The following is a 16,960-nucleotide window of genomic DNA, read 5'->3' as shown; positions in this document are numbered from 1 at the left end:
TCAAAATCCTCGCCATCAAAAAAATTCGATACTGGTTTCGGCGGGCTTCTGCGGAGCGGCGGGACGCTGCTCCAGAGCGACGGTTCTCTGGGTTTCGGCGCCGGTCAATGGGTATTGCCGGGCACGACCGGAGACCGGCCAATATTCGAGCTTGCGCCCATGCTCTCCACCGGTGGAGGAGCCGACCACAGGGATGCCTTCATCCCTCAGGAACTGCATGGCGAAGGCCGCATTCTGCTCACCGACGTTGGAGAAGGTCGAGATCGTCTTTGCGCCGCCGAAGACCTTTGCCTCCAGTCGGTCGCGCCTCGCGCCCTGCTTCAGGAGGCCGTTGATCAGCAGTTCCATCAGATGCACGCCGTAGCGCGTGGCATCGCCGCCTGATGTCGGCGACGTCGCCGAACCGGGCAGCAGAAAGTGGTTCATGCCGCCGACGCCGGCGACAGGATCTCTGAGGCACGCAGCCACGCACGAGCCGAGAATGGTCGAGAGGACCGCATTCGGATCGCTCAGAACCTTATACTCGCCTTGAATGATGTGCACGCGGCGGGCTGCCCCCTCAGTGATCATTTCAAGGCTCCAAACACGGCTTCGATGGCCGCTCTCATCTTCTCGATCGTGAACGGCTTGGCGAGCACGTTGTTGGCGCCGAGCTGGGCGGCCTTCTGCACCAGCGCGCGATCGCCCTGGGCCGTGAGGATGATGAAAGCCGCCTTCTTGGTATTCGGGTTGGTGCGCACGGCCTGAAGGAAACCGATGCCATCCATCTTCGGCATGTTGAAGTCCGAGATCACCAGATGGTGCGGCTGCTCGGTCATGATCTTCATGCCCTGTTCGCCGTCGCCGGCCGAAGTGATCTGCTTGAAACCGAGCTGTGTCAGCGCGTCGCTGAGCAGCAACCGACTCGTTACCTGATCATCGACGATCAGAACTTTGATTTTCTCCGCGATCGACATTTATTCGGTCCCTTCCTTTCGGGCGGCTGTCATTTTCAATATTTCCTCACCGATGGCAGACAGTGGCAGCTGCTGCTCAACGGCGCCAAGTTCGTGCGCAACCCTTGGCATTCCGTAAACGACACAGGTTTTTTCGTTCTGGCCGAGGGTTCTGGCGCCGGCGTGACGCATTTTCAACAATCCGGCGGCGCCGTCGCGGCCCATTCCGGTCAGAATCACGCCAACGGCGTTGCGGCCGGCCAGTTCCGCAACCGAATCAAAGAGCACGTCCACCGAGGGGCGGTGACCGTTGACCGGGGGGCGGTCGACGAGGCGGCAGCACGGCGCCGAAGCGCCGGTGACCTGAAGATGACGTTCGCCTCCGGGCGCCAGATAGATCTTGCCGATCTCGAGGCGGGCGCCGTCGGTCGCTTCCTGCACCACCGGCGCGCAGAGGCGGTTCAGCCGTTCGGCGAAGCTCCTGGTGAAGGTCGGCGGCATGTGCTGGGTGATGACCGTCGGCGGGCAATTGGCCGGGAACTTCTGCAGCACGGCAATCAGCGCCTCGACGCCGCCGGTCGACGAGCCGATCGCGACGATCTTGCGGCCGACCCGAAAATCGGTGAAGGAGGGCGGCGGCGCGACGGCAGCCGCCGGTTGGGAGAACTGGCGCTGCGTGCGGGCGGCCGCCTTGACCTTCTCGGCGAGGTCGCCGAAGGGCCTCGGTTCGCCAGGACCCGGCTTGCCGACGCAATCGAAAGCTCCGATCTCAAGTGCCGCAAGCGTCGCCTCGGCGCCGCGATGGGTCATCGTGGACACCATGATGACCGGCATCGGGCGCAGCGTCATGATCTTTTCGAGAAAATCGAGGCCGTTCATGTTCGGCATCTCGATGTCGAGCGTCACGACGTCGGGGTTCAGCCGCTTGATCGCCTCGCGCGCTTCCAGCGCGTCCCCGGCCTGGCCGATGACGTTGACTTCGGGGTCCGAACTCAGGACGGCGGTGATCAGACCGCGCATCGTCGGCGAGTCGTCAACCACAAGAACCCTTGCCGGCGCGCTCATGCCTTCCTCCCGAGACCCTTGGTCGTGTAGCGATAGGTCGTGATGCCGATATTGTCGAAGACGTGTTTCGCCTCGCCGGACACGCGCTCGGAATGGCCGATATAGAGATGGCCGCCTTCCGGCAGCAGACCGGCGAAACGCTGCCAGATCTTCATCTGCGTCGGCTCGTCGAAATAGATGACGACGTTGCGGCAGAAGATGACATCGAACTTGCCCTTGAACGGCCACTGCGCCATCAGGTTCAGCTCGTTATAGGTGATCAGCCGCTTGACGCGGTCGTCGACCTGGAATTTCCGGCGGCCCTGCACCTCGACTTCGCTGAACCATTGCTTGCGCATGGCGGGCGACACGGTTTCGAGCGCGGTTTCGTCATAGGCGCCGGCGCGGGCGATCGCCAGGATCTTTGGGTCGATGTCGGTCGCCAGGATTTTAAAGTCGTAGTCGGCGACATTCGGCATCAGCGATAGCACGGTGAGCGCGATCGAATAGGGTTCCTGCCCGTCGGAGGAAGCGGCCGACCAGATGCGCACCCTGCCGCCCGCTCTCGCCCGCTGCAGAAGCTCCGGCAGCACATGGTCGCGCAGATGCTCGAAATGATGGTTTTCGCGGAAGAAGCGAGTGAAATTGGTCGTCAGATGCGACAGCATTTCGCGGCGCTCAGCCGCACCCGCCGGCGAAGCGACGAGTTCGCAATATTCCCGGAAGCCGGAAAGGCCGAGATTGCGGATATGCTTCGACAAACGCGAATAGACGAGCGAAGCCTTCGTCTCGTTGAGGAAGATGCCGGCATCCGAGTAGATCATGGCGGCGATTTCCGTGAGGTCGCGGCGTGTCAGCGGATATTCTCCGCTCGCCAGCACCTCGTCGGCTCCTTGCCTCTGATCCTTTGCACCCATTGCACTCATGCGGCTTCGCTTTCGGTCTCGGAAAAGAGGGCTTCAAGCTCGATCAGGCAGATCATGCGCTTGTCGATGGCGAGAATGCCTCGGGCAAATTGGCGCTCGAGGTCGGAGGAGATTTCCGGCGTCGGCTGGACGATCTCGTCGGTGACGGTCAGAATGTCGGAGACGGCGTCGACCAGCAGGCCGACGACTTTGCGACGGACCTGTGCGACGATGATGACGTGACGGGCTGTGGGATCGGCGGGCTTCATGCCGAGCCGAGCGGCAAGATCGATGATCGGCAGCACCGCGCCACGCAGGTTGATGACCCCCAGCATATAGGCAGGTGAATGCGGTATCGCGGTCGCGGGGGTCCAGCCCCGGATTTCGCGAACCGACATGATGTTCACGCAAAATTCCTGATCTCCGATGCGGAACGCGATCAGCTCGCGATCCCCCTGGTTCAGACTTTTTACAGCGTACGACATTCCTTACCCTACAGCTGCTAACGACATTTCCGCTTTGAGCGACTGGCCGCGCGAGGCGCCGACCACCGCGTCGACATCGAGGATGAGCGCCACGCGCCCGTCACCGAGAATGGTGGCGGCGGCGATGCCCGGCACGTGGGTGTAGTTGGCTTCCAGGCTCTTGATGACCACCTGACGCTGCCCCTGGATGGCATCGACCATCAAGGCGCGCTGGCCGCCGCCTTCGGATTCCACCAGAAGCGCCACGCCTTCGACGGGATTGGCCTGGGTGGCGCGGAAGTTCAGGATGCGGCCGACATCGACCAGAGGGCAGAAAGAGTTGCGAATCGAGATCAGCCGGTGGTTGGCGCCGAAGGAATGGATCGCGGCAGCTTCCGGCTGCAGGGTTTCGACGATCGCGGTGAGCGGCACGACCAGCGTCTGGCCGGCAACGGTGACCACCATGCCGTCGAGGACGGCGAGCGTCAGCGGCAGGCTCATGGTGAAGACCGAGCCATGGCCCGGCTTGGACGTGATGTTGATGCGGCCGCCGAGCGCCTGGATCGAGCGCTTGACCACGTCCATGCCGACACCGCGGCCGGAGATGTCGGAGATCTTGTCGGCGGTCGAGAAGCCCGGCAGGAAGATCAGGTTGTCGATCTCCTCATCCGACAGGTTGGCATCGGCCGGGATCAGGTCGTTGTCGATCGCCTTCTGGCGAACTTTCTCGCGGTTGATGCCGGCGCCGTCGTCGGCAAGCTCGATCAAGATGCGGCCGGAACGATGCTTGGCAGTGAGGCGCACGGTGCCTTCGGTGTTCTTGCCGGCGGCCGCGCGCTTTTCCGGCGTCTCGATGCCATGGTCGACGGCATTGCGGATCATGTGGGTCAGCGGCTCGGCCAGCTTGTCGATAACCGTCTTGTCGACTTCGGTGTTTTCACCTTCGGTGATCAGGCGGATCGACTTGCCGGTCATGTCGGCGATTTCGCGGACGATGCGCGACATGCGCTGGAAGACCGGCTTCACCGGCTGGGCGCGGATCGCCATCACCGAGTCCTGGATCTCGCGGGTGAGCTGCTGCAGCTCTTCGAGGCCCATGTTGATCGAGGAGGTGCCGGTCGTGTCGTTCTCGATGACGCTCTGCGACAGCATCGCCTGGTTGATGACCAGTTCGCCGACGAGGTTGATGAGGCGGTCGACGCGGTCGAGATCGACGCGGATCGTCTGGCCGGCGCCGGCGGTATTGTTCTGGGCGGCGGCATTTGCCGCGGCGGCCGCGGCAGCGGCCGATTCCTTCTTCTCGACGCGGGCGGCTGCGGCCGCCATCTGCGTGACGTTGGACGCGGTCTCGGCAGCGGCAACGGCGGCTGTCGCATCTGCGGACCGCGCGGCGGAAACCTGCGCCGTGGCGTCCGTCTCGTCGAGGATCGACAAATCGAAGGGAACCGGCACCATCGGCAGTTCCTCATTGCCGGCCGCGCCGGCGCCTGCTGCCTCGACCGGCTTGACAGTCAGGTCGCAATCCCATTCGGCGAATTCGAAGACGGTGCGGATGGCGTCTTCGCCCTTGTCCGTCTTGATCGTGACGTTCCAGAAGAAATAGGCGCCTTCCGGATCGAGCTCCTCGAGACCCGGCAGCTCATCCATATTACAATAGATAGTCATCTCCCCGAGACGCGAGAGATCGCGCAGCAGAAGGGTGGCGTCATTGCCCTTGGAATAGAGCTCGTAACGCGGCTTGAAGGTGACTTCATAGGCCGGCAGGTCGGAGGCCGTATCGTCGCTGCCGAAATCGTCGAAGGAAAAGGGAATCGGCTGGAAGCCGCTGTCATCGGTGGGTTTGGCGGTCGGCGCCGGAGCAGCCGGGGCCGCTTTTGCCGCGGCCTTCGGCGCAGGCGCCTCAGCGGCGGCCGAGGGAGACGGCAATTCACCGTTGGCCAGCGCTTCCAACTCCTTGACGAGGCCGCGGCTGCGGCTTTCATCGACGCTGCCACCGTCGCGCGCGGCATTGGTCAGGTCGGCGAGCACGTCGGCCGACTTCAGCATCACCTTCAGGACGTCCTGGGTCGGCTCGAGCTTATTGGAACGAACGCAATCGAGAGTGGTCTCGAACACATGGGCGAAGGCAACCAGATCATCAAGGCCGAAGGCGCCGGCGCCCCCCTTGATCGAATGCACGGCACGGAACACCGCATTGACGGTTTCCGGATCGCGATCGCCATCGTTCATTTTCAGAAGACCGGATTCCAGCTCGGCGAGCTGTTCCTCGCACTCCTGGAAAAAGATCTCTTTGATTTCGTTCATATCCATAGGAGCAAATCCTGGGTTTAAGCGGTTACACGCTCAATTGCATCGATCAGCTTGGCCGGGTCGAAAGGCTTGACGATCCAGCCCGTGGCGCCGGCCTGGCGGGCGCGGTTCTTCTTTTCCGCGTCGCTCTCGGTCGTCAGAACCAGGATCGGAATCGCCCGATATTTCTCGTTGCGGCGGACACCTTCGATGAAGCCGAAACCATCGAGGCGCGGCATGTTGATGTCGGTGACGATGACATCAGGATTGGACTCTTCGAGAACCTCGAGACCCTCGATGCCGTCTTCCGCCTGGATGGTCTCGAAGCCGGCATTGTTCAGCGTCACGAGCAGCATGTTTCGGATGGTGCGGGAATCATCCACGGTCAGTACTTTTTTCTTCATTGCCGAATCTCCTTGGCAAGCAGGTGGTCAAAATTGACGCCAACCAGCTGCATGGTTTTTTGAAATGCATCGGACACCTGGGAGAAGGTGAACGGCTGCTTGTCCTGTGCCCAGGTCTTCTCGGCGGACATCAGGACCTGTGCGCAAAGAGCACCGATCCGCTCAACGCCGGATGCGTCGATCGAAAGACCGCTGCCCCTGAACGAAAGGAGTTTTTCACGCAAGGCGGAAGCCTCGTTGAGGTCGAGCACCGCTGTCAGATTCAGCGTCTTGCCACTCTTCTTTGCTACCATCAGCTTGTCCTTGTCCCCTCGTCCCCGGCCCGAAAAGATGAGCTGAGGCGATAATCCGATAGGTTAGTAAACATTCCGCCCACCTCCGACGCTTGCGAGCGACTGGGGAAGGCCAAAATCGTCATTTTCATATTCGTCCTCGACCGCGGCGGCGCGGGCGGCGGCGTCGATGACGCGCGACGGCGCCACGCGGGCCGGCGCCGGCCGGCCGGCCTGGTCGTTTTCGCGGGCGATGCGGAATTCGCGCACCGTACGGCCGAGCTCGAGAATGACGGCGTGGAGATCGTCGGCGCCTTGCGTCGAACGTTCCGCAAGGCCGGCGTTTTCGGCCACCTCGGCGCCCAGGCCTTTGACGTCCGCGATAACGCCGTCGAGGCTTGCAGCATGTTCGCCGGTCCTTATGGCGATGCCTGAGATGGCGGCATTGATGTCGGTGACCTGGCGCACGATGCTGCCGATTGAATCCTGCGTGCGACCGACCATCTGCACGCCAGCGTCGACCTGCGCCTTGGTCGTCGTCACCAGCGTCTTGATCTCGCGGGCGGCTTCCGCCGAGCGCTGTGCCAGCGCCCGGACCTCCTGAGCGACCACGGCAAAACCGCGGCCGGAATCACCGGCACGAGCAGCCTCGATGCCGGCATTCAGCGCCAGAAGATTGGTCTGGAAGGCGATCTCGTCGATCGCGCCGATAATCTGGCCGATCTTTTCGGCCGACCGTTCGATATCGGCCATGGCGCTGATCGCGCGGCCGACGACCTCGCCGCTTTCCTCGACGGCAGCGCGCGTCGAGGCGGCCGCCTGTTCGGCGGCGCGGCTGTCGGCGGCGCCGTCACGCACACTGCCGGCAAGGGCGGCAAGGGCGGCGGCGGAAAGCTGCAGCCGGTCGGCCTGGCCGGACGCCGTGCCGGCGAACTGCCGCGACAGGTCGGCAAGCGAAGCCGTTGCCGCTTCCGCCTTGACGGTGCGTCCGGTGATGTCGGCGAATTCGGCCTGGAGACCATCCAAGGCGCCGTTCAGCGCAGCGGCGATCCCGGCATAGGCGCCGTCGGCGTCGACGGGAGCGCGCCGCGTCAGATCGCGGGCGGCCAGGCCTTCAATGACATCGCCGAAGATCCTGACGATCTCGGCCTCATGATTGGCGCGCTGATCGGCAAGCGCGCGGTGCTGGGCGGCGCGCTGCGCATTGAAGCGGAGCGATACGGCGATTTCCACATCGACCATGACGATGCGGACGATCGCCGTCATCAGTTCGGAGATTTCGCGGGTGCGGCGCTTGGCCGACGGCAGCAGCGGCCGGCCGGCGATCTCCTCGGCGAGGCCGGAAAGGACGTGCTCCAGCATGACGCCATGACCGGCGACGTGCCAGCGCGGGTCGAGACCCATCTTGTTTTCGGTATCGGAGAGAACCTTGACACGCTCGGCATAGAGGCTGTCGAAGCGGGCATCCGTCAGCACGTCCCAATGCGAGGACTGCAGATCATGCAGGCGTTCGATCTGGCGCTCGGTCTCGAAGTTGCGCGAGGCGTCGGGGAATGACTGGAACCGGTGGAAAAGGTCACGCAGGCCTGCCTTCAGATAGGCTTCGAGGGCCGGCCGGTTGCGGCGCACCAGCTCGCACTGATCGGCATCGAGACCGGCAAAACGCAGGCGGTCGCGCAAGCTGCCTGCCTGCGCGCCACGAGCCTGATCTGATGGCATGTCCTGCCTCAACGCCTGTCCCCAACCCACGTTCCGGGCGAATGCCCGGCTAAAACTGTCGCTGCATCCGATGAACGCAAAGCGTGGAGATGGTCCTCAGCCTCCGGGTACAACGGCGGCTCAAAACCCCCTGATCAGCCATGTTTCGGAGCTGTCTGAAGAGATGGATACCGGATCGACCCGGTACGGCGGTACGGCGTCATGCCTGGTGGGAACGAGTGCATCTTCCCATTCCGACGTGTAACCCAATGTTTATGGTTAATTCCTTGCCCGAAGGTTAATAAGCCTGTCCGCTAGCCGGCTTTTGAAGCAGTTCAAGGCAGTTCGCGAGAAATACTGCCGGAGAGTTGCACGGCTGCTACAAGGCACACGCAAGCTCCGTGGTATATGCCGGTCGACAACCAAGACATGACGTCGACAAGGACAGAGCAATGATTGTTCTCGGATTGGGTTCCTGCTTGATCGCAATGAGCGTGCTTGCAGCCATCGCCCGGCTCGATTCCCTCGCGGCAAGCCGCGACATCCGCATGCTGCGGGTGTTCTAAGCCCCTTCCCCGTTGGCAGTCCGGCGCCTTTGGTGTAATCGCACTCGCGCATTTCATGTCAGCGGAACACTCACGTTCATGTCCCCCAGATCTGGTCTTCTCATCGTTCTCGGCTTCACGCTCTGGCGCGTGGTCACGCTCTATTTTGATGCGACGGACCTTTTCGTCGACGAGGCGCAGTACTGGTTCTGGTCGCAGAATCTCGATCTCGGCTATTATTCCAAGCCGCCGATGATAGCCTGGGTGATCCGGACGATGACCGAGTTTTCGGGCTCCGACGCCATCTACTTCATCAGGCTGCTCGGGCCATTGATCCACATGGCGGCGGCACTGGTGCTGATGAAAGTCGCGAAGCGTTTCGTGGGGCCGGAGATCGAAGGCTGGACGGGCGCCACCTATATCACGCTGCCCGGCGTGGCGCTTTCCTCGGTGTTCTTCTCGACCGACGTCATCCTGCTGTTCTTCATCGCTATCGCCCTGCTTGCCTATTTCGGCCTGACGCAGCGGCGCTCGGTCGGGCTGGCGCTCGTCATGGGCCTCGGGGTCGGCCTCGCCTTCCTGACGAAATATGCAGTGCTGTTCGTCGTTCCGGGCGGCGCACTTGCCCTGCTCCTCATTCCGGCGGCGCGGATCGCCATCCGGGATTTCATCATCGCCGTCGCGGTCGCGGCGGTCGTTGCCTTGCCGAACCTCTGGTGGAACCTGCAGCACGACAATACGACGGTGCGCCATACGCAGGATATCGCCCGTTGGAGCGACCTCGGCATCAATTTCCGCCGCGGACTTGAATTCTTCGCCGCGCAGTTCGGCGTCGTCGGGCCGATCATCTTCTTCGCGATCCTCTGGGCGGTCTATCGCATGATCAAGGGCCGGAGCGACGACCGCGAGAAGATGCTGGTCTGGCTGTCGATGCCGGTGGTGGCGCTCATCACCCTTCAGGCGACGGTCGCCAAGGCCTATGCCAACTGGGCCGTGACCGCCTATGTCGCGGGGACGATCCTCGCCGTCTGGCTGCTTTACCGGATTTGGCCGAAGGGGCTGAGGCTGTCGCTCACCATCAACGGCGTCGCGAGCCTGCTGTTTCCGCTGGCGACGATCTTTCCGCAGCAGCTGCTGCTGCCGAACGGCGACGAATTGATGAAGCGTTATCTCGGCCGCGCCGAGGTCAGCCGCGAGGCCGCAGAGCTCGCCGATCAGGCCGGCACCGACATCATCGTCACCAACAACCGCGACATGGTCGCCGATCTTTTCTATACGCTGCGCGATGCCTCCTACAGGATCTATGCGCGGGCGCCGGCCGGCCTTCCGGAGAGCTATTACGAGCAGGAATTCGCGCTGCCCGCCGAGACCGCCGGCAAGGTGCTTTTCCTGACAGACGGTCCCTTCGCCTGCGCGGCCGAAACGCCCGAGGTGCTGAAGAGCTGGCAGCCGACCGCAGGCTACTACAAGGGCAAGACGCTCTATATCTACAAAGTCTCGGCCACCTGCCTGGCGCCGTGAGTCCGGTTTAGAGCCTTTCCTGGTTAGATTGAAGCATTCTGTCGGCTCAAACGGAGTCGGATGGTCGACCGGCCGGCGCGCGTCGTAGCCCAGTCCTACGGCGAAGCCGGCCGGTCGATCAGCCGGCCCGTTTTAGCCAACCCGAAGGGCCGGGCACCTTTCCGCCAGGATCAGAGGCGATCGGCTCGGACGTACCTGAGGGTATGCCCGTCGCCAATCGCCTCTGCCCTGACGAAAACCTGCTCCGGCAGAATGCTTCAATCTAACCAGGAAAGGCTCTACCCCGGCCGATCGGGGAGGCAGAGGCCGGTGCCCGCGCCTTCGATTTCGACGAACCTGACGCCACCCCCTTCGAAGGCGAGGCGCAGCTGCGCCTCCGTCGCGCGGTGAATGTCGTGGTGGCCTCCCTCGTAATCGCGGATGGTGCTGCGCGAGACGGCGGCCCTGTCGGCCAGCTCCGTCTGGGTCCAGTCGAGCAGGCCGCGCGCCGCGCGGCAGAGAGCGGGCGTGAGAATTGTCGCCCTTGCACCTTGACCCATGATTCCAACTCACCCATATTGGTCGATATAGACCATATATGTCATATTGAGCGCAGGATTTCCAGAGCGGGAGACGGTAATGCCGCACGATACGCCCTTGATCTCGACAATCGTCGGCGGCCTCGTGCTGGCTTTCATCTTCGGCGCACTTGCCCATCGGCTGCGCATGCCGCCGCTCGTCGGTTATCTGGTCGCCGGCGTGCTGGTCGGACCGCATACGCCGGGTTACGTGGCCGACCAGAACCTTGCGCCGGAGCTTGCCGAAATCGGCGTTATCCTGCTGATGTTCGGCGTCGGACTGCATTTCTCGCTGAAAGACCTGATATCGGTGCGCGGCATCGCGCTGCCCGGCGCGATCGCACAGATCGGCTTTGCGACATTGCTCGGCTGGGGGCTCGGCGCCCTCATGGGGTGGCCGACCGGCGGCAGCCTGGTGTTCGGCCTGGCGCTTTCGGTTGCCTCCACCGTTGTGCTGTTGAAGGCGCTGCAGGAGCGGCGGCTGGTGGAGACGGAGCGCGGCCGGATCGCCGTCGGCTGGCTGATCGTCGAGGACCTCGCCATGGTGCTGGCGCTGGTGCTGATCCCGGCGGCAGCCGGCATCGGCGACGAAGGTCATGCTCCCGCCGAGCCGCTTTCGGCGGGGCTGAACCGCCTGTTCGGCCTCGATCTCGGCATCGGCGGCATGATCGCCATGACGTTGGTGAAGGTGGCGCTGTTCGTGGCGCTGATGCTGGTCTTCGGCCGCAAGCTCATTCCCTGGATGATGCATCGCATTGCCCATACCGGCTCGCGCGAGCTCTTCCGGCTCGGCGTGCTGGCGATTGCGCTCGGCGTCGCCTTCGGCGCGGCCAAGCTCTTCGGCGTGTCGCTGGCGCTCGGCGCCTTCTTCGCCGGCATGGTGCTGGCCGAAAGCGAGCTCAGCCATCGCGCCGCCCAGGAAAGCCTGCCGCTGCGCGATGCCTTCGCCGTGCTCTTCTTCGTCTCGGTCGGCATGCTGTTCGATCCGAATATCCTGATCGACAGTCCGCTGCCGATCCTCGCCACCATTTTCATCATCGTCATCGGCAAATCAGTCGCCGCCCTGCTGATCGTGCTCGTCTTCAAGAGGCCGCTCGCCACGGCGCTGACCATTTCGGCGAGCCTCGGCCAGATCGGCGAATTCTCCTTCATCCTCGCCGCCCTCGGCGTCGACCTCGGACTGTTGCCGGAGGAAGGCCGCGACCTGATTCTGGCCGGCGCCATCATCTCGATCATCCTCAATCCGCTGCTGTTCTTCCTCTGCGACCGCATGCGCCCGTGGCTCGAAGGGGCAAAACGTCAGGAGAGCGCAGCCGAGCCCGCTGTGGTACCCGCTGAAGAAGCGGTGCCGACTGAAGACGACGAGGTGCATCCGAGCGGCCTCCACGGCCATGCCATTGTCGTCGGTTACGGGCGGGTCGGCAGAATCGTCGGGCAGAACCTGAAATCGGCGGGCACGCCCTTCCTCGTCATCGAGGATTCCGACAAGCGTATCGGCGAGCTTAAAGCCCAGGGTATCGAAGCTTTCCTGGGCAATGCAGCGGCCACGGAGACGCTCGATCTCGCCAATCTGCCGGCGGCGCGCAGCATTGCCATCGCCATTCCGAACGCCTTCGAAGCCTGCCGCATCGCCGAGCAGGCGCGCAGCGCCAATCCATCCATTCTCATCGTCGCCCGCGCCCATTCCGACGCCGAAGTCGATGCGCTGAAGCAATATGGCGCCGACACCGTTATCATGGGCGAACGCGAAATCGCACTGGGCATGGTTGACCGGCTCGCCCAAGTGCATCATGAGAGTGTGGCCTATGAAGACGATCATGGGCCTGATACAATTGCCCCGACGGATGACCCTCCGCCGGAAAGAAATGAAAGATTGGCGCGCTTTTGAGCCGATACGGAAGTGACATCGCCGGGACGGAGGAGATGGAGCTGGACCAGCGCCGTCTGACGAACCGTATCGCTGCTTCCCTGCTCTTCGCAGTCCTTGCCTATATCGGGCTGCTTTTCGGTGGCAATCTCGTCATCGCGCCGGCGACCGCCGTCAACACGCTTTCCTCGTCCGGCCGCGATCCGCAGCCGCCGCAGCTGAGCGCGCGCGATGCCGTGCGCGGGGTGCTTGCCGCCGAGCGCAAGCTTGCGCCGAAACAGGCCGCCTTCGACGCAGGGTCGCCTGCCCTTGCCGCTGGCCCGGCCCTCGATTTCGCCGGCTGGGACAGGGCCTCTCCTCTCCCGGCATTCGAAGCTCCGCTTCATGCTTCAGTTTTCAGGGCCCATCAGCCGCGCGCACCGCCGGCCGCCGCCTGACATTGCGCCGAGCGGCGCTTCCGAGCATTGACGACATGCCGCCAGCGCCCGAGCGCCGGCCCTCGATTATCTAAGGAATACAACATGCGCAATTCACCCTGGCTGGTGTTCACCTATTCGGTGATCATCGTGATCGGCCTATTGATCGCTCTGCCGAACATCCTGCCGCAATCCACCCTCCAACGCCTCCCGGCTTGGCTTCCGCATGAGCAGGTGTCGCTCGGCCTCGACCTTCGCGGCGGTTCCCACCTCGTCCTGGAAGTTGACGAAGCCGATCTGACCAAGGAGCGGCTGCAATCGCTGCTTCAGGACGCGCGCCGCGTGCTGCGCGAAAAGGGCATCCAGCCGAAGGCCGTCCTGCGCAGCCAGAACCAGATCGTCGTGACGCTTGCCGATGCCGCGCAGAGCGATGCGGCCGTCACCGAACTCAAGACGCTCGCCAATCCGATCAGCACCGGCCTCAGCGCCGGCCAGGCGGATCTCGCCGTCACCGCCAACGGCGCCACCATCACCGTCGGCTTCTCGCCGGCCGGCATCTCCGCCAATGTCGATAATGCCGTCCAGCAGAGCCTGGAAGTCATCCGCCAGCGCGTCGACCAGGTCGGCGTCTCCGAGCCGACCATCCAGCGTATCGGCGCCAATCGCGTGCTCGTGCAGCTGCCCGGCGCGCAAGATCCGACGCGGTTGCGCCAACTTCTCGGCTCCACGGCCAAGATGTCGTTCCACATGCTGTCGCCGAACAACCAGCCCGGCCCCGGCGTGACGATGATGCAGGACGACGAAGGCCGGTCCTATCCGGTGCTCGACCGTGTCGAAATATCCGGCGACCGTCTTTCGGATGCCCGCGTCAGCTTCGATCCGAACACGCATGAGCCGATCGTCAGCTTCCGCTTCGACAGCGCCGGCGCCACCCGCTTTGCCGAAATCACCCGGCAGAATGTCGGCAATCCTTTCGCCATTGTGCTCGACGACAAGGTGCTGAGCGCACCCGTCATCCGCGAACCGATCACCGGCGGCTCCGGCCAGATCTCCGGCAACTTCTCGGCCGACAGCGCCACGACGCTTGCCGCCATGCTGCGAGCCGGCGCCCTGCCCGCCAAGCTGACGGTCATCGAAGAGCGTACCGTCGGCGCCGACCTCGGCGCCGACGCCATCAGGATGGGCATCTATTCCGGCATCGTCGGCTTTGTCCTCGTCGCAGCCTTCATCTTTGTGCTCTACGGCACCTGGGGAATCCTGGCGAACGTGGCGCTGCTGATCCACACGATCCTGACCTTCTCGGCGCTGACGCTGGTCGGCGCAACGCTGACGCTGCCGGGCATCGCCGGCGTCGTTCTCGGCATCGGTCTGGCGGTCGACGCCAACGTTCTGATCAACGAGCGCATCCGCGAAGAAACGCGCAAGGGCCGGAGCGCCTTCGCCGCCATCGACACCGGCTTCCGCCGCGCCTATTCGACCATCATCGACGGCAACATGACGGCCCTGATCGCGGCCGCCATCCTGTTCTGGTTCGGCTCGGGACCGGTGCGCGGCTTTGCCGTGACCATGGCGCTCGGCCTGATCATCTCGATGTTCACCTCGGTCGCCTTCGTGCGCGTCGCGATGATCGAGATCACCCGCCGCAGCAAGATGAAGGTGCTGAACATCCGGCCGCTGATCCCGTTCAGCCCTTACGACAAGCATATCCAGTTCATGAAGGCGCGCTTCTTCGGCGTTACCGTTTCGGCGCTGCTTTCTATCGCCTCCGTCGTGCTGTTCATTCATCCCGGCCTCAACTATGGCGTCGACTTCCGCGGCGGCATCCAGATGTCCGTCAAGACCCAAGGGACGGCCGATCTGGCGAAGTTTCGAGAAGGCCTGGACAGTCTCGGCCTCGGCGAAATCACGCTGCAGTCCTTCGGCGGCAATAACAGCATTCTCGTTCGTGCGCAGCGCCAGGAGGGCGGCGAAGAGGCGCAGACCGCTGCGGTCACCAAGCTGAAGGCCGAAGTCGCCAAGATCGATCCGACCGCCACTGTCGAAGGCACCGACGTCATCGGTCCGAAGGTCAGCGGCGAGCTTGCCTCGGCCGGCATTTTGTCGGTGGTGATCGCAAGCTTGGCGATGCTGATCTATATCTGGGTGCGGTTCGAATGGCCGTTCGCCGTCGGCGCCATCGTTACGCTGGTGCTCGACGTCACCAAGGCGATCGGCTTCTTCGCGATCACCGGCCTCGACTTCAATCTGACGGCCATCGCCGCCATCCTGACGCTGGTCGGCTATTCGGTGAACGACAAGGTCGTCGTCTATGACCGCATGCGCGAAAATATGCGGCTCTACAAGTCGATGCCGCTGCGCGAGATCATCGACAAGTCGATCAACGAGACCCTGGCGCGAAGCCTTTACACCAACGCGACAGCCTTCCTCGCACTGGTGCCGATGGCGATCTGGGGCGGCAGCGCCGTCTCGAGCTTCGCGATCCCGATGGTGTTCGGCATTCTGGTGGCCGGCGCCTCGTCGATCTTCATTGCCGCCCCCATCCTGCTCTTCCTCGGCGACTGGCGCCGCCGCCATGCCAAGGCGCCGGCAACTGACGCTGGCGTCGATATCATCCCGCCGGAAGAGGGCCGCTCGCGCAAGTCGGCGAGCTGAAACGGGTCGTTAACGCATCCTTGAACAGGGCGCCGGTTGCAGAGCCGGCGCCCTGTTTTTATTGTTGCCTATTGCCAGGATAAAATTATGCAACAATTCAAGATATTACAGCATTCGTCGCGCGTCTGAGAAAGGCTCGCGACGGACGCAGCAGAGATCGGGGAAACCGCCAGATGTCACCCAACCCGACGAGACCGCTTGAGACCACCGGCGAAAACGAAGAGCGCATCAAGCGTTTTCTCGCAACCGCCTCGCACGATCTGCAATCGCCGCTTCGCCATATCGCCATGTATGCCGAACTGCTGCTGGACGATCTCGAGGAGACGCTTGACGGCCAACAGCTTCAGAGCCTCAGGACGATCGTGGAAAAGGCGCAGGCCGCGCAGCGGCTCACCAAGGCATTGATGAGCCTTGCCGCCGGGGCGCCGCAGGTCACGCCCGAAGAGGTCAACCTACAGGCGCTGGCCGAACACATCTGGCCCGAGCTGGTCGATGAAACTGGGGCGCGCGACGCGACGCTTGCCTGCCGGGGCCTGCCCTCCATCCGCACCGACCCTGCCCTGTTCAGCCTGGTGCTGCGGCAGCTCATTTCCAACGCCCTCACCTATCGCAGTTCATCGCCGCCGCGTGTGGCGATCACGGCGGAGCAGGAGGGGGAGAACTTGTTGATCCGGATTTCCGACAACGGAACGGGCATCGATCCCGCTTATCGGGAGCGAATCTTCGAGCCGTTCTGGAAATTGCCGAAGGCGGGTACAGCCCCCGGCGCCGGCCTGGGCCTGACGACGGCGCAGGAGCTTCTTAAGGCGCTTGGCGGGGATATCGGCCTCGAACAATCGGACGAAAGCGGCAGCCGCTTCACCATCCGCCTCCCGATTGCCTGAGGCTAAAGCCCTTTGTTTTTATGCATGTCGTTGTCCCGGAACCGCTACACACGTCCGGGCGAGATACATTAGATACTGTAATCGTCCTTCCAGAAATCCGGGACGTCATAGGTCACATATTCGCGGATGATGTGCTGCAGCGTCTGGGCGTCGATTTCATCCTTGCCGATGCGGAAGTCGACGCCGTAATCGGGAAACTCCTGGAAATAGCCGCCCGATATATCGGTCGAGACAACGCCGATCGGGCCGGTATAGCCGATGCCGCGCAGCTCGGGCACGGTTTCGCGGAAATCCGCATTGGGCAGAAGGCGGTTGTCGAGCAGGACGAGATCGAAGCGCGCCGCGCGGATCTTTTCCAGCGCGTCGCCGATCGACGGCGAATATTCGACTTCGACCAGCGGTTCGGAGAGATCGGCGATCTTCTTCTTGAGCGCGCGGAATTCAATGAACTCGTCGTCGACAAAGAGAACCTTTACCGCATTCTTTCGGACCGTTTCGCTGGTCATC

Annotated in this window: 16 protein-coding genes; 5 read left to right on the top strand and 11 right to left on the bottom strand. The window is 63.2% G+C overall.

Annotation, left to right across the window (positions count from 1 at the left end; all coding sequences use genetic code 11):
* Positions 1 to 15: 15 nt before the first annotated feature.
* From cheD to GGI60_RS07655, 9 genes are all read right to left on the bottom strand, one after another.
* Positions 16 to 570, bottom strand: coding sequence for a chemoreceptor glutamine deamidase CheD (cheD, locus tag GGI60_RS07695; protein ID WP_183914520.1), 555 nt, complete (start codon positions 568 to 570; stop codon positions 16 to 18).
* Positions 567 to 956: a response regulator gene (locus tag GGI60_RS07690; RefSeq protein ID WP_183914518.1), complete on the bottom strand. Its 390-nt coding sequence runs from the start codon at positions 954 to 956 to the stop codon at positions 567 to 569. Before GGI60_RS07690 ends, cheD begins: the two co-directional genes overlap by 4 nt.
* Positions 957 to 2,000 carry a protein-glutamate O-methylesterase CheB gene (gene cheB / locus GGI60_RS07685; RefSeq protein ID WP_183914516.1) on the bottom strand — a complete coding sequence of 348 codons (1,044 nt, stop codon included), beginning with the start codon at positions 1,998 to 2,000 and terminating at the stop codon, positions 957 to 959.
* On the bottom strand, positions 1,997 to 2,905 hold the full coding sequence (gene cheR / locus GGI60_RS07680; protein ID WP_064681149.1) for a protein-glutamate O-methyltransferase CheR: 909 nt from the start codon (positions 2,903 to 2,905) through the stop codon (positions 1,997 to 1,999). The genes cheB and cheR overlap by 4 nt, the downstream gene beginning before the upstream one ends.
* Positions 2,902 to 3,369: a chemotaxis protein CheW gene (locus GGI60_RS07675; protein ID WP_183914514.1), complete on the bottom strand. Its 468-nt coding sequence runs from the start codon at positions 3,367 to 3,369 to the stop codon at positions 2,902 to 2,904. Before GGI60_RS07675 ends, cheR begins: the two co-directional genes overlap by 4 nt.
* Before the next feature lie 3 nt (positions 3,370 to 3,372).
* Positions 3,373 to 5,658 (bottom strand): chemotaxis protein CheA, encoded by a 2,286-nt coding sequence (locus GGI60_RS07670; protein ID WP_183914512.1) that lies wholly within the window; start codon positions 5,656 to 5,658, stop codon positions 3,373 to 3,375.
* Positions 5,659 to 5,675: 17 nt separating this feature from the next.
* A complete protein-coding gene (gene cheY1 / locus GGI60_RS07665) occupies positions 5,676 to 6,041 on the bottom strand; it encodes a chemotaxis response regulator CheY1 (RefSeq protein WP_003545492.1) in 366 nt (121 codons plus the stop codon).
* Complete coding sequence (locus GGI60_RS07660; RefSeq protein ID WP_039617876.1) at positions 6,038 to 6,334, bottom strand: STAS domain-containing protein; 297 nt, start codon at positions 6,332 to 6,334, stop codon at positions 6,038 to 6,040. The genes cheY1 and GGI60_RS07660 overlap by 4 nt, the downstream gene beginning before the upstream one ends.
* Positions 6,335 to 6,397: 63 nt before the next feature.
* Positions 6,398 to 8,032, bottom strand: coding sequence for a globin-coupled sensor protein (locus GGI60_RS07655; RefSeq protein ID WP_183914510.1), 1,635 nt, complete (start codon positions 8,030 to 8,032; stop codon positions 6,398 to 6,400).
* 623 nt (positions 8,033 to 8,655) lie between these two features.
* On the opposite strand from GGI60_RS07655, the gene GGI60_RS07650 reads away from it, so the two are divergent.
* Positions 8,656 to 10,077 (top strand): ArnT family glycosyltransferase, encoded by a 1,422-nt coding sequence (locus tag GGI60_RS07650; RefSeq protein ID WP_183914508.1) that lies wholly within the window; start codon positions 8,656 to 8,658, stop codon positions 10,075 to 10,077.
* A gap of 278 nt (positions 10,078 to 10,355) precedes the next feature.
* On the opposite strand, the gene GGI60_RS07645 is transcribed toward GGI60_RS07650, so the two are convergent.
* On the bottom strand, positions 10,356 to 10,616 hold the full coding sequence (locus GGI60_RS07645; protein ID WP_183914506.1) for a helix-turn-helix transcriptional regulator: 261 nt from the start codon (positions 10,614 to 10,616) through the stop codon (positions 10,356 to 10,358).
* Positions 10,617 to 10,695: 79 nt separating this feature from the next.
* Here GGI60_RS07645 and ybaL point away from each other — a divergent pair, with 79 nt between their 5' ends.
* The 4 genes from ybaL to GGI60_RS07625 all read left to right on the top strand — a co-directional run bounded on the left by ybaL (position 10,696) and on the right by GGI60_RS07625 (position 16,453).
* Positions 10,696 to 12,522, top strand: coding sequence for a YbaL family putative K(+) efflux transporter (ybaL, locus tag GGI60_RS07640; protein WP_183914504.1), 1,827 nt, complete (start codon positions 10,696 to 10,698; stop codon positions 12,520 to 12,522).
* 35 nt (positions 12,523 to 12,557) lie between these two features.
* Complete coding sequence (locus GGI60_RS07635; RefSeq protein ID WP_183914503.1) at positions 12,558 to 12,938, top strand: hypothetical protein; 381 nt, start codon at positions 12,558 to 12,560, stop codon at positions 12,936 to 12,938.
* Positions 12,939 to 13,022: 84 nt separating this feature from the next.
* Positions 13,023 to 15,569: a protein translocase subunit SecD gene (gene secD / locus GGI60_RS07630; protein WP_183914502.1), complete on the top strand. Its 2,547-nt coding sequence runs from the start codon at positions 13,023 to 13,025 to the stop codon at positions 15,567 to 15,569.
* Between the two features lie 173 nt (positions 15,570 to 15,742).
* The gene (locus tag GGI60_RS07625) at positions 15,743 to 16,453 is read left to right on the top strand and encodes an ATP-binding protein (protein WP_183914501.1); all 711 of its coding nucleotides are present in this window, start codon (positions 15,743 to 15,745) and stop codon (positions 16,451 to 16,453) included.
* 68 nt (positions 16,454 to 16,521) lie between these two features.
* On the opposite strand, the gene GGI60_RS07620 is transcribed toward GGI60_RS07625, so the two are convergent.
* Complete coding sequence (locus tag GGI60_RS07620) at positions 16,522 to 16,959, bottom strand: response regulator (RefSeq protein WP_183914500.1); 438 nt, start codon at positions 16,957 to 16,959, stop codon at positions 16,522 to 16,524.
* Between the last annotated feature and the right edge of the window lies 1 nt (position 16,960).

The sequence above is a fragment of the Rhizobium lentis genome, from assembly GCF_014200175.1.
Classification (GTDB): domain Bacteria; phylum Pseudomonadota; class Alphaproteobacteria; order Rhizobiales; family Rhizobiaceae; genus Rhizobium; species Rhizobium mulingense.
This window is presented reverse-complemented; position numbering and strand designations above follow the sequence as displayed.